Source organism: Stappia indica, assembly GCF_020177335.1.
GTDB classification, from domain to species: domain Bacteria; phylum Pseudomonadota; class Alphaproteobacteria; order Rhizobiales; family Stappiaceae; genus Stappia; species Stappia indica_B.
The window spans coordinates 295,234-308,079 of sequence record NZ_JAIVMG010000001.1 but is presented as its reverse complement, the minus strand read 5'-3'; the positions used below and the strand labels follow the sequence as shown (position 1 = coordinate 308,079).

At 63.2% G+C, this 12,846-nt stretch carries 8 protein-coding genes and 1 tRNA gene; 2 read left to right on the top strand and 7 right to left on the bottom strand.

Annotation, left to right across the window (positions count from 1 at the left end; all coding sequences use genetic code 11):
* Positions 1 to 62: 62 nt before the first annotated feature.
* From LC062_RS01340 to LC062_RS01325, 4 genes are all read right to left on the bottom strand, one after another.
* Positions 63 to 1,136 carry a DNA polymerase III subunit delta' gene (locus LC062_RS01340; protein ID WP_224909226.1) on the bottom strand — a complete coding sequence of 358 codons (1,074 nt, stop codon included), beginning with the start codon at positions 1,134 to 1,136 and terminating at the stop codon, positions 63 to 65.
* A 4-nt stretch (positions 1,137 to 1,140) separates the two neighbouring features.
* The gene (gene tmk, locus LC062_RS01335) at positions 1,141 to 1,857 is read right to left on the bottom strand and encodes a dTMP kinase (protein WP_224909225.1); all 717 of its coding nucleotides are present in this window, start codon (positions 1,855 to 1,857) and stop codon (positions 1,141 to 1,143) included.
* Between the two features lie 4 nt (positions 1,858 to 1,861).
* On the bottom strand, positions 1,862 to 3,046 hold the full coding sequence (locus LC062_RS01330; protein ID WP_224909224.1) for a D-alanyl-D-alanine carboxypeptidase family protein: 1,185 nt from the start codon (positions 3,044 to 3,046) through the stop codon (positions 1,862 to 1,864).
* A 218-nt stretch (positions 3,047 to 3,264) separates the two neighbouring features.
* A complete protein-coding gene (locus LC062_RS01325; protein ID WP_318246087.1) occupies positions 3,265 to 4,347 on the bottom strand; it encodes a septal ring lytic transglycosylase RlpA family protein in 1,083 nt (360 codons plus the stop codon).
* Between the two features lie 610 nt (positions 4,348 to 4,957).
* Between LC062_RS01325 and LC062_RS01320 the strand changes: the two genes are divergently transcribed.
* Both LC062_RS01320 and LC062_RS01315 read left to right on the top strand, forming a co-directional pair.
* A tRNA-Ser gene (locus LC062_RS01320) sits at positions 4,958 to 5,047 on the top strand.
* 159 nt (positions 5,048 to 5,206) lie between these two features.
* Positions 5,207 to 7,090 (top strand): carbamoyltransferase C-terminal domain-containing protein, encoded by a 1,884-nt coding sequence (locus LC062_RS01315; protein ID WP_224909223.1) that lies wholly within the window; start codon positions 5,207 to 5,209, stop codon positions 7,088 to 7,090.
* Here the strand turns inward: LC062_RS01315 and LC062_RS01310 are convergent.
* From LC062_RS01310 to LC062_RS01300, 3 genes are all read right to left on the bottom strand, one after another.
* Positions 7,080 to 8,234, bottom strand: a complete 1,155-nt coding sequence (locus LC062_RS01310; RefSeq protein ID WP_224909222.1) for a cytochrome P450 — start codon at positions 8,232 to 8,234, stop codon at positions 7,080 to 7,082. The genes LC062_RS01315 and LC062_RS01310 overlap by 11 nt on opposite strands.
* A gap of 149 nt (positions 8,235 to 8,383) precedes the next feature.
* Positions 8,384 to 9,262 (bottom strand): hypothetical protein, encoded by an 879-nt coding sequence (locus LC062_RS01305; protein ID WP_224909221.1) that lies wholly within the window; start codon positions 9,260 to 9,262, stop codon positions 8,384 to 8,386.
* Between the two features lie 544 nt (positions 9,263 to 9,806).
* The gene (locus LC062_RS01300) at positions 9,807 to 12,806 is read right to left on the bottom strand and encodes a tetratricopeptide repeat protein (protein ID WP_224909220.1); all 3,000 of its coding nucleotides are present in this window, start codon (positions 12,804 to 12,806) and stop codon (positions 9,807 to 9,809) included.
* Positions 12,807 to 12,846: the final 40 nt, after the last annotated feature.

Here is a 12,846-nt window from a genome sequence, read left to right as displayed (position 1 = left end):
CAATCGTCGCCGAAACGTTTGTCTCCACATGGCCTTGCGGCAAAACCGGTTCCGGTCGCGACCTAATGGATTTCCGCCAGATCGCGAAAAACATTCAAGACAACCTGCTTACGGTCGAGATTGAAGGCATCGGCTTCGCGCGCGGCGCGGGAGGCTTTTTCCCATACCTCGCTCACCCTGACAAGGCGGTCCAGCGGCACGCCTGCTCCACCCTGCATCGACTGGTGCAGATACTCATCGACGAGCGAGCGGAACAACTGCCAGGCATCCTCAGCGCCGTTGGCAGCAACCGCGTCGGCGAAACTGTGCAACCGGGCGATCTCTGGCCGAGGCAAGGCCTGCGCCAGTTGGCGGAACCGGTCGGCCAGATCCAGCGCGCCGCTGCCGGCAAGCTGGATCGCCTTGCGCAGGCTCCCTTCCGCCAGCGCCGCCGCGCGCCGGGTCTCGTCCTCATCGGTCCCGCTCACGCCGAGCCGCTGCAACCCTTCGGCGATCTGCGGTTCGCTCAGCGGGCGCAGATGCAGGCTCCGGCAGCGGGAGCGGATGGTCGGAAGCAGCCGCCCCGGCGCATGCGCCAGCACCAGGAACAGAGATTGACGCGGCGGCTCCTCCAGCACCTTCAGCAGAGCGTTCGCCGCATTGGCGTTCATGTCATCGGCCGCATCGACAATGCAGATGCGCCAGACACCGCCAGACGCGGTACCGCCAAAGAACGGCACCGTTCGGCGAATCTCGTCGACGGTCAGATCCTGCTTGAACTTGTCCTTGGACTTGCGCTTGGCATCGTAAGGGCGGCGCAGATGCAACAGCCCCGGATGCGCCCCGGCGACCACCTTGCGCGCGTCCGGATGATCGGGCGACAGCGCAAGATCCGTGGCGCCCAAGGCCGTCGCCGCATGCCGGTCGGGATTGGCGAAGACGAATTTGGCGAAACGAAACGCCAGTGTCGCCTTGCCGATTCCCTTCGGGCCAGCCAGAATCCAGGCATGGTGCATCCGCTCGGAGCGATAAGCCTCCAGCAACTCCGCCTCCGCGTGGCCATGCCCCACCAGAAACGAGGCCTCGCGCGGCAGCGGAACGCCGTCGATTGCGTCCGGCTCCGTCTCATGCGCATCAAGAATGGGGGCCAAAGCCATGGAATCAATCCTGTTTTTGTGCCGGCGCCCCGGTCGCAGCATCATGCGCCCGCCGCCGGAGATCATCGGCGAAGCGATGCTCGACCCCCTCGCGAATTTCGCGCGCCACGGCCTCGGCGGGTAGCGCCCCATCGACGACGATAAATCGGTCGTGTTGCGCCTTGGCTAGATCGAGAAACAGCGCCCGGCGCCGGGCATGAACGGCGGTTTCCTCGGCCTCGAACCGATCCGGGTCGCCGGTCTGTTCCGCCGTCTTGCGCGAGCGCACCCGCGCCAGCCCCACCTCCGGCGGCACATCGATCAGCACCGTCAGATCCGGACGGCGCCCCATGATCGCCAGCGCTTCCAACTGATCGAGGAACGCCAGGTCCACGCCCGCCTCCCCCTGGTAGACCCGGGTTGAATCGGAAAAACGGTCGCACAACACCCAATGTCCGGCCGCAAGCGCAGGCAATATCCGTTCGTCCATGTGGTCGGCGCGGGCGGCGGCGAACATCGCCGCTTCCATCTGCGGCCCGAGCGCGCGGACCTTGCCGGTGAGCAAGAGACGGCGGATGGTCTCCGCGGCCGGCGAGCCGCCGGGCTCCCGCGTCACCTCGACCGGGATACCAGCCGCCTGTAGAAAGCCGGCCAGACGCGCGATCTGGGTGGATTTTCCCGCGCCCTCCCCCCCTTCGAAGGTGATGAAACGGCCTTCGGCCGGCACGTTTCCCGCAGTCATTGCATCATCCCTTGTCGAGCCACCAGCCAAAGAGGGTTTCCCGGATCGCGTCCATGGCCCGGTCGCTGACGCTACCCTGCGCCACATTGCCGGCGGTGACGAGCGGTGCCCGAAAGCGCACCTCTCCTTCATGCAGAAGGCGCAGCTCGCCAATGCTTTGCCCCTCACGGACTGGGGCCTTCAGCGGCCCTTTATAGACCACTCGCAGCCGAAAGGCGCGCCGGTCGCCCCGCGGCAGCAGCACGCGAACGGGCTCGACCGTTTTCAGCGCCACCGCTGGAGCCACGCCGCCGAACACCCGCGCCTCGGTGACGGTATCGCCGGCCGCGTAGAGATCCACTGTTTCGAAGTCCTTGTCCACGCTCTCGAAAAGCCGGGCAAGCGCATTCGTGCGCGCCTCGGCCGAAGCATGGCCTGCCACCACCCCGATGAACCGCCCCTCGCCGCGCAGCGCCGATCCGACCCCATTGTATCCCGAACGCTCGGAATAGCCGGCCGTAAACCCGTCCAGCCCTCGAATCTCACCGATCAACGGATTGCGATTGCGCTGATAAATCCCGTTCCAGGTGAACTCTTCCGCTCCATAGAGCGGATACCAATCCCCGTGCCGGGTAAGGATGTACCCGGCCAGAAGGGCAAGGTCGCGACTGGTGGTCACCGCCTCCCGCGCATCGAACCCCGCCGGATTGGCAAAGCGTGTGCGCGTCATGCCGATCTCCTTGGCAAGCGCATTCATGCGGGCGGCGAATCGTGCCTCGTCTCCGGCCAGTCCCTCGGCCAAGGCGATGGCTGCGTCATTGGCATTCTGAATGATGAGGCCGCGCAAGAGATCGGCGACGGGCACCTCGCTGCCCAGCCTGGCAAACATGGTCGGTCCGCGCGCCGGCGCACCGCCGTCGCGCCAGGCATGTTCGCTGATCGGAAGGGGGGTCTCCGGCGTCACCTCGCCGCGAGAAAGCGCCTCGAAAACGACGGCTGCGGTCATCAGCTTGGCACTGTCGCCAGGCGCAAAGGGCACCTCCGCAGCCTCACTGGAAAGCAGAGTGCCGGTGCTGGCATCGACCAGATAGGAAGACGTCACCTTATCGGCCGCGAATGCCGCGCCGGACGAAGCGAGCCCGCTTGGATCAAGCATAAGAGAAATGGCAAGCGATAACGCCATCGCGGTCTTCAAGATGCGCGGCAGCATTCAACCTCTCCTACCGGATCGCTCGCTCGCAAGGGACACGAATGCAGGATTCGCGGGCAAGCCTTGTCCGGCGACAATAGCCGGGCCCTCGCTCGGGCACCACCGGCGATCTCTGACATGATCCGAGTTCGAGAAAGCGGACCGCGAATGGCCGAATGCGAAAACCGTAATGATTTTCGCATCCGCAACCGTCCGAGTTCACCGAGGCAATGAGGCGCTCAGCGATCCTGAAGCGCAACCAGCTTCAGCGGTGCGCCGCCACCGACACTCATGACCGCCTCATAGGCACCAGCGATGCGCGGCGCGGCCCGGAAGGACGACACTGCCGAGCCCGGCACGAATGTGCGCGGTGCAACCTCCGGCAGGGCCTGCCCTGCCCCGGCCGGCATCAACGTACCGGCACTGGGAATGGCCAGATCGCCAGCGGACGCGACCGTCACACTCTGGCTCGTCGTCTCGTAGGCCACCGCCGGATCGAAGGCGGCGGTAACGGTGCGACCAAAGGCAACCCTCGCGGCAAGCACCGCTTCATAGGGCCGCACAGGTGGTACCGGAGCCGGACCGGCAAGCGCCGCCGGCAAGGCCGGTGCGGTCTTGGGCTCGGCCATCGCCAACATGGTCCCCGGCATCGTGCCACCCGGCTGGCTGGCACCCGGCCCCTGATAGGAGGCCATCAGATACTTGTGGTCGCGGCCATCCATCCGGGCCTTGCCCAGATATTCGATCTTGACCTTGGCAACGCCATTCGACTTGTAGTCAAGCATGGTCGCCGCCCGCTCGGACAAATCGATCTTGCGATTGCCGTGAAACGGACCACGATCGTTGACGCGAACGATCAGCGAGCGCCCGTTCTTCAGATTGGTCACCCGGGCATAGGACGGCAAGGGCATGGTGGTGTGCGCGGCGGTCAGCGCATTGCGGTCGAAGATTTCGCCGTTGGCGGTCATCCGGCCATGAAAGGTCGGCCCGTACCAAGACGCCAGACCGACGGCCTTGTAGTCCGGATTGGCCTTCGGCTTGTACCATTTGCCGGCCACCTTGTAGGGCTTGCCGACCATGTAGCGGCCACCGCCCTTAGGCACGGCCTTACCCTCGGCCACCACCTTGGGACTGGCCGGAACTCCGTATTTCTTCTCGCTGAACTTGACTTTTTTGTCGCCCGAGGACGTCGTACCGCAGCCTGCCAGCGCCAGACACAGCGCCGAGACCGCCAGCACCGCGACGGTGCTCTGGCGATTTTGGGGAAAGGTGACGCCGCTGGTGTTGCCAACGGGCATCCGGGTCTTGCCGCTCTTGATCATGCTGCCCTACTCGATACCTGAACCGGCCGCGCACCTTTTCGGCGCATCTCTCGTTTGCCGGCGCAACACACACATTCAGGCGCGCGAAACCGCCGGGAAACCAACCGGTTGGACTCCTGCATTCGATCGACCGATGCCGCCCCCCAACGGCGCATCGCAAGATAAAATACGGGTACAGGTCTTACTTTAGGGTGAAGCCGGCGTCGAGGTGCCGCGCACGTCTGGATTGCCGTTTTTCCACAGGGTGATGCAAAATTGCCTCAGTTTCCACACCCTCGCGGGCCGAGCGCCGTGGGCAACGCCTTGCCCCGTCTCCTCCAACAGATCGTCACACTGTGATGCGGATCACATCCGAAGACCACCGCACCCTCTACAACAAAAGACGTGGCGCAAGCCCCTGCGCCCCAACGCCGGACCAACCGGCGCAAACCGCCGATCCGGTCGTCCCTGCCTCGACCTTCCGGATCGGCGGTTTTTCTGTTCGCAATTCGAACACCGCCTCTCCAGGGAAAGCGTCACCTTCGGTGAATGATAGCGCCAGAAACCTGCGACTTTCCCGCGCAAGCGCCTTGACAAAAAGACCCATTCCGCCGAAACGAGAGGCCGTTGCGGAAGAGTGGCCGAGTGGTTGAAGGCACCGGTCTTGAAAACCGGCAGGCGGGTAACCGTCTCGTGGGTTCGAATCCCACCTCTTCCGCCATCCCCCCGTTGTCCGCCTGCGGTTCTGGCGGCTTGGCTCGCACCTCCCGCGTTGTCGCTCATATTGACAACGCCTGCGATCGAACACACAAAAGCGCAACCCTCGCCCGTTCCCTCCCTCAGCCCGGTCGACGCCGACCGGACCAGGAGCAAGGCTGTCATGGATTGCGAAGACGGCCTCTACCTTTCCGTTTATGCGCATATCGACCGGCTCTGCCTGACCCGCAGCATTCCTGTCCGCCACGATCAGAACATGGCCCTCTGGCGAAAACAGGGGGCACATGTCGAGCTCCTCAGATACTGGGAGTTCGAACGCTACTCGGGGCGCAAGCACCATTCCGCCTCTTTCGCCGACCGGGCGCAGGCGCTTGCCCTCATTGACGTCCTGCTGCTTGAGGCCGGCATTCAGCGGGATCAGCTCTCGGCCATCATCGGCACCCCTGGCCTGTCCACGCAAGACGACCGCCTGTTGTGCCAGGATGGCTTCAATCCCCATACGGCGGCGCATCTCTTCGGAGCGCTGCTATTTGACACAGACCGCTATTTCGGCGGCGACATGATCGGCCTGGCGATGGACGGCGGCCCGGATGCGGTCCTGACCAGGCCCGGGCTGGAAGACCCGATCTATGCCGGCGCGGTGGTCCGCCAAGGCAAGACAAGGCTGTTTCCGATCTCCTCGCCCGGCCCGTTCTGGTCGGCGATGCGAGCGCTGACCGGTTTGGAAGAAGGGTCGTTGATGGCGCTGGGCAGTGCCACGACCGTGGATCTTGTCGCCCCTCCCTCGCCGCCGCCTTCCGTCCTGACGATGAGAGACTTCAAGACCGCGTTCGACTGGGTGCGCCAGCTCCACGACGAGGTTTTCGCCCTGACCGCAGAGGATCGCGGGACCTGCCATACAGGCTTCGATCCGCGCTTCAGCGAAGCGGAAAATCGGATTTCCATTCTGGCCAAGACCGTCCAGGCATTGTCCATCCGGCAAGTCTGCGACACGCTGCAGGCGATCATCCGCGCCGAAGGGCTGGATCCCGCCGCCACCACCCTTGCCATGAGCGGCGGATTTGCCCTCAATTGCCGCGCCAATTCCCATGTCATGCAGCACTTCGGTTTTGCCCACTTCCAGGCGCCTCCAGCGGTCAACGACAGCGGGATCTCGCTGGGCTACGGATTGCTCTATTTTCTCAAGACGATGCAGCAGTTCCACTTCAAGGGCGGACCGGCAGGCATGGGCGCACGTGCCGCCGCTCTCCCCCGGACCGAGCCGGCCGACCTCGATTCGGTCCTGGATGACTTGATGGTCGGCCCCATTGTCTGGATCGAGGGCGGCGCCGAGATGGGACCTCGCGCCCTTGGCCACAGGAGCCTTCTGGCAGATCCGCGAAATCCGGCAGCAAAGGACCGGCTGAACGAGATCAAGCGGCGACAGTGGTGGCGACCGGTCGCACCCGTCATTCTCGACGAGCATGTCGATGCATGGTTCGAGAAGGCCGATCACTCACCCTACATGCTGCGGACTTTCACCCTTCGCCCCGAACGAGCCGCGCAGGTCCCCGCAGTTGCGCATCTCGACCGGTCCGCGCGCATCCAGACACTATCGCGCGACGAGGCGCCGCAGCTCTGCGGCGTGCTCACCGCGTTTTATCGGCGGACCGGCGTGCCGATGCTCTGCAACACGTCACTCAACGACAAGGGCGAGCCCATCATCAACACGCTGGACGAGGCTCTTGCCTTTGCCCGGCGTCGCGGCGTGGGCGTGGTCTATGTCGATGGCTGGCGCCATGAGGTGCCAGCGGATGCGACGGAGGATGCAAGCCCCCTCCCCGAACGACGGCATGCGGCGCTGTTCCGCCACGATGCCTCGCGAGACGAGTGCCTGGACCGGGAAGAGAACCCGCATGACCTCGACCGAATGGCGCTGGCCATGCACCGATTTCTCCCGGCCTTCCAGACGCTCGACATCCGCGACAAGGCTGACGCGGAACGTCTGCGCCGCCATGCGCGGCACATGGCGAAGAAACAGGTTCTGCCGTGGGAGCTTATCCTGTAGCGCCCGCCACCTGGCTGAAGCGGGGTGTCAACGCGCTCAACTCGACCTTCATGTCCGCCGTGGGCGAGAGCACCAGCTTGCTGGTCAGTCCCATACGGTCGGCCTCCGAGGTTGTCCAGGCGAACCGGTCGAGCAACACCGCCAGCACCGTCGCCATCTCGTACATGACACTGCGCGCCGCGACGCAGGTATGCCGCCCCGCAGCAAAGGGCAGGAAGGCCATGGGATGCTTCAAGGGCCGGAGGAATCGCTCGGCGTCGAAGTTGTCCGGATCGTCCCACAAGCTCCTGTGGCGATGGACCGCGTAGATCGGAATGACAATCACGCTGTCTCGCGGCACCTGCTGGCCGCATAGTTCCGTCTCCTGCGCTGCCGTACGAACGGTGGCCGCAGACGGCGACAACAGCCGCATCGTCTCTCGGAACACCGCAAACAACATCTTCATTTTCGTGATGGCATCCGTCGAAAGGCCTCCCGCCTCGGTCACCGCCTCGCGGACTTCATGCCGAAGACGGGATTGCAACTCAGGATCCTGCCCCAGGATCCAGAAACACCAACTCATGGTCAGCGCCGTGGTTTCCTGTCCGGCATAAAGCAGCGCAAGCCGGTTGTCGTGCAGGTAAGGCTCCTCCAGCGGCCGCGGTCGCGCCGGAGCCTTACCGGCCAGATCCACCCCAGCGATAGCCTCCGGTCCCGGGCCGCGGGCTTCACAGGCGACCGCCAGATCATGGATGTGCCGCATCGCTCCGCGCAGGTCGCCGGCGTGCTGCATCCGCACCAACCCCTCCGCCATCCCCGGCAGATCGTACGCAGCTGTCCCCTCCGCGCCATCGCCGACAAGGGTCCGGTAGACCACATCGACCGAAATCGCCGTGAAGAAACGCTCGATATCGTCGACCGGGAGGCTGGCGCTGGCCTGCGAAGTCACATGCCGTGCGACCTCGACCAGCAGCGCCCAACGGCTGCTATGGAACAGGGGATTGATCGCCCGGCGGATCGGCAGCCAGTCCTCATCATTGGCGGCGAAGATCGTTCCCGTACCCGTTTCCCGGGCGGCGGAATGGCGGTAGATCGGCAGCCACTTGGGAAACTCCGCTTCCCTTTCGACGATCACCCGCTTGATTTCCTCTGGCGCCGCCAACAACACCACGGTCCTGCCCGCCTTCTCGCCGACGCAAATCGGCTCATCCAGGATTTCCGCGGGCCAGTTCGTCTCTGGGGACCGACATGCCCTGATCGGCGAACCAAGGCTGGCCCTGGTTCCGTTCAGCGCGAGCTTCGGCACATGGATCATCAACCGGCCTCAAATGGGTAGGGAAAGAGGAAGATCCGGCCAACGGTCTCGATCATGCGCAACCACCCCTCAAAGGAGGACGCGCCGGCCAGATGTTTTTCCGTCGGCCGAAAGAGCGTCGACCAGCCGCCGCTGTAAAGGCGGCAATGGGTACAGTCCACATCTGGGGTGCAGCATTTCACCTGCTTGGCCGTGCCGGAGGCATCGAAATACCGCAAAGGCTCGCGAATGCGCGAGCCGCAGTTTTCGGCAAGACCGCTCTCCGGATTCATCTCATAGAGCGGGCCCGGCTTGGTGATCAGGTCGCAATACTCTTCCGAGAACAGCACGGTGTCGGGAAAGCGCTGCATCGCCCGGCGGATCGACTCCGAGGTCTTCTTCAGGTCGTCATCGGAAAATACCGGCCGCGCCCGGGTCGGCCCGAGACGGAAATAACTCGAATCCGCCGGAGCGCCCTGGTCAAGCTTCTCCAGATAGGTTTTCGTCGGCGAGAACATCGAGAAGGTGAGCTTCAGGTCATGGTCCTCGCTCGCCTGAACGACTTCGTCCATGTCTTGCAGATTCCACGGAGACAGGGTGAACAGCATGATGGCACGCGGATCGCCTGCATAGTTCCGCATTGCCTTGCGCAACACCGATCCACCGCGCAGCACCGCATCGTCGGTTTCGTTACCCCAGACGGAAACGCCAATGCGAAACCGGACCTCATCCGGGATACGGATCGTTCCGTTCGTGCCGATCTTTCCGTAGCGGATGTTGCGTGAGGCGGCTTTCAGCCGCTCCGGATAAAGCGCCGGCTCCGCTCCGACCAGATAGGCCATCGACACGCCGCGTTCGCGTTCGCCTGCGAAGAACGCGCTCCACGCCGTCTCGGTCATCTCCGCGCTGGCGGATTTGCGAGCGGCATCCTCAAAATAATAGCAACCCTCGCACCAGAGATTGCATCTCTGGCTGACCTCGTAAAAACTCGGACGGCGGAATGCGCGGATAATGCGCCGGGCTCCCCCATAGCGCTGCTCCAACCCCGGAAAATCGTGGAGAATCTCCCGGATTCGTCCCTGGATATATCGCGCCTGAGCCGCCGTCGTATCCACGCTCGCGGCGCGGCGGGTGCGGTCCGCAGCCCTGCGCGGCGTCCCGAGAGCATCACGCTCGCGGCGTGTGTCGTCTGGCTGTTCGTGGGTCACTTATGGACGCCCCAAGGGTGGTGTGTCGTCGGCCCATGTGCCTCGGCACATCAGCGTTTTCACAGATCAGTTTCGCAGCACACATTGAAGGGTGCAATTGCACAATAAATCATCCGTAGATTGTGCATGACGTTTCGGCACTCTCAGTCCCGCGCCTCTCTGATACCATTAAAACGCTGAGGAGGAAGCGCGCCGCCCCCCGCCCCGGAAATTTCGCTCATCTTGGCAATGACAATCATCTCGCTGCCAGACGCCTGGTTCCGCAGGTTCGAGCGATTTCCCTGATAAGCCCTGCCTCAATGCAGAGATTTTCCGGAGTGGATCGCAACACCGCTTCCACCTGCTTTCCATACGCTGCGACCCACTGGCCGATCCAGGCTTCCCGATCGATCGCATAGTCAGCGTCCGGCAGCCGGACCAGTTCGATCCGGACCCGCCCCCTGTCGAGATAGGATTGCACCCAATAGCTTGGCAGATTCATTTTCCAGGCAAGCTTGGGAAGCAAGTTGGGGACCCGCAGCGGCGGGAAATCAAAAAGCTGAAGCTCGACGGTATTGACCAGGTGCGCGTTCTCACCCGTGCTCCAACCGCTTAGAAAAACTTGGTCCAGGGCGGCGGCAACCGGAGCTCCCGCGCGCAGAGCGTTGATCAACGCGCGCGTCGACGCCGGATCGGGGCCCAACGGCAAGGCGGCTCTTGCGGTGGGATGATCGCGCCGCAACTGCTTGTGGACTGCGACCACGCGCAGGTTCGGAAACGATTGCAGAAGGCGCCATACGACGGCATTCGCGCCCTGATGCGTGCCCGTCACCAGAAATGGCTCGGATCGGCCTGCATATCGCTCCAGAACCGCACTGTCAGGAAAATCAACCAGCCCCTCAAGGTCATCGAGTTTTTCCGGACGTTCCGCGTAGCAGTGGGCAACCGTATGCCGGACGGTAGCTCCCTTCAACGCCCGCTTCAGCCAGTCTTCATACAAGCCGTCGGATGGAGCCGAGATTTGTCGTGCAATGGCGAGGGCCTCCGGCTTGATCGACATCGCCCGATAGCCCTTCCCCTGCACGAGCGCTTTCAACGAGAGCCCGCTTGGGACCAAGGACACCGTCTCGGGTACGCCGTCGCCATCGTTGCGACCGAGAAGCCCATGCTTGATGCAGGTGAAGTAATGCCTGTTCGCTCCCCCCAGGTTCTTGAGGGACAACGCCGTCTCCACGGCTTTGTTGAGCGCGGGACCATCATTGCGCAGGATCTGCAGGGCGCACATCCGCCGCAGAAGCTGAACCCTTTCGTGAGCTGCAGACGCCGCTTCGACGGCGTCTTCGAGCCTTGGCAATAGGGCATCGGCCTCAACGCGCCGGCCTTCCATGAGAAGCTTGTTCGCCAGGTCAAAAACATGGGGCGCCCGTAGTTCGGGGAAGCCGCGCAGCAGATCAAGGCAGCTATCAAGCTTGTCGATCCCGAGAAGAAACTGAAAAAGATAGCTCAACACGTCGACGGCGCTCCGGTTCTCCCGCAAGAACCCCACAAGCACCGCCGTCACGCCTCCGAAATCGAGTTCGTATTGCCGCCTCAGGGCACGGGCGATTGCCAGCGCGCTTGATCCCTTGCATCGGCGGAGCAACTCCCCCTCCAGCGTCGAAAGATCGACCGGAGCCTTGGGGAGTTCGCAGCAAACCGTAAAAAAAGAAAGTTTGGCATCAAAGCTGTCCGGATAAGCGTCCATCCACCTTCTGGAAAGGTCGAGCGCTCTGGACAGTTCTCCATACTGCAGGCACAGAAGGATCTGTTGCTGACGGCCGTTGTTGTCGAGAACCGGTGTGTCGACAAAGCGCCTGAAAACCTCCATGGCGTCGTCGTAGCGCCAGTCCCGAACCAACCTATCAATCAGCCCTCGAGCAACAACGGCGGATTGGGGCGCCTGACGAAACAATATCTGCAATTGCTCGACCACATCTTCCTGGTCGCTCATCCGGGCGAGTATCCCCACCCTCTGTTGCGCCAGTTGGATATCCCCGGGGAAACGCCCTGCTGCCAGGGTGTTCGTTGCCAGCGCCTTTTCCGGCTCGTTGTCGGACAGGTGAAGGTTTGCCAAGTGTACCAAGGCCGTTCGATGTCCGGGCATCGCCGCGAGCATGGCATTCAACATCGCCAGGCTTTCATCATGCGCCCCTGCGAGAGACAGGGAGATCGCAAGCTGCAAGGAGGCGTCGACATGCTTTGGATGCAGCGCAACAAACGCTCGCAAATGCGCCACGCTTTCATCCAACCGCTGCGCTTGACGCAGCAAGTTGCCTTGCTTGACCTTCAGGTCGAGATGATCGGGGAAAAGCGCCTGTACCGCGCCCAATGCGTCCAGCGCCTCGGCAAACTGCTGCCGGTGCGCAAGCGTATCGACCTTGCCGATCAGCGCCCCCCGGTGTCGGGGCTCCATCTCAAGTACGGCGTCGAACAGCGCCAGGCTTTCCTCATGCGCACCGACAAAACGCAAGGATGTTGCGAGCTGCAACCGAGCGTCGACATGCTCGGGATGTTGCGCCGCCAGCCTCCGCAAATGCGCCACACTTGCATCGAGCTGCTGAGCCTGTCGAAACAGCACGCCCTGCCTGACCTCCAGATCGAGACCGCCCGGATGACGAACCTGTGCTTCGTGCAGGTTCTCCAGCGCCTCGGTGACCTGCTGTCGGTGTGCCAGCGTGTCGATCCTGGCAACCAGCGCCGCTCGATTGCGCGGGTCCGCCGCAAGGACCGCATCGACCAACGCCAAGCTTTCATCATAAGCGCCGACGAGACGCAGAGATAATGCGAGCTGCAACCGAGCATCGACATGCTCGGGATGCTGCGCGACGAGATCCCGGAAATACGCCACGCTGTCTTCCAGCCGCTGCGCCAGCCGCAGTACAACGCCCTGCTTGAGACGCAGGTCAAGCTCATCCGGATAAAGGACCTGTGCTGTGTCCAGCACAGTCAGCGCCTCGGCAAACTGCTGCCGGTGCGCCAGAGTGTCGACCTTACCGACCAGCGCCGCCCGGTTGGCAGGGTCTCCCTCGAGCACGGCATCGAGCAGCGCCAGGCTTTCCTCATAGGCCCCGATGAGACGCAGTGAGCTGGAAAGGTGCAATCGGGCGCTGACATTCTCCGGATGTCGCGCCACCAGCGCACGGAAATGCGCCACGCTTGCCCCAAGTAGCTGCGCCTGCCGCAGCGAGACGCCTTCTTCTATTTCCTGTTTGTTCACGTTCTCGCCGGGGCTGTTATCTCAGGCTCCCACTCTTCCC

Bases quoted from the DNA above. Each gene is read 5' to 3' on its own strand.
- LC062_RS01315 (WP_224909223.1), top strand. From the start codon at position 5,207: ATGGATTGCGAAGACGGCCTCTACCTTTCCGTTTATGCGCATATCGAC.
- LC062_RS01330 (WP_224909224.1), bottom strand. From the start codon at position 3,046: ATGCTGCCGCGCATCTTGAAGACCGCGATGGCGTTATCGCTTGCCATT.
- LC062_RS01305 (WP_224909221.1), bottom strand. From the start codon at position 9,262: ATGACCGAGACGGCGTGGAGCGCGTTCTTCGCAGGCGAACGCGAACGC.
- LC062_RS01325 (WP_318246087.1), bottom strand. From the start codon at position 4,347: ATGATCAAGAGCGGCAAGACCCGGATGCCCGTTGGCAACACCAGCGGC.
- tmk (WP_224909225.1), bottom strand. From the start codon at position 1,857: ATGACTGCGGGAAACGTGCCGGCCGAAGGCCGTTTCATCACCTTCGAA.
- LC062_RS01340 (WP_224909226.1), bottom strand. From the start codon at position 1,136: ATGGCTTTGGCCCCCATTCTTGATGCGCATGAGACGGAGCCGGACGCA.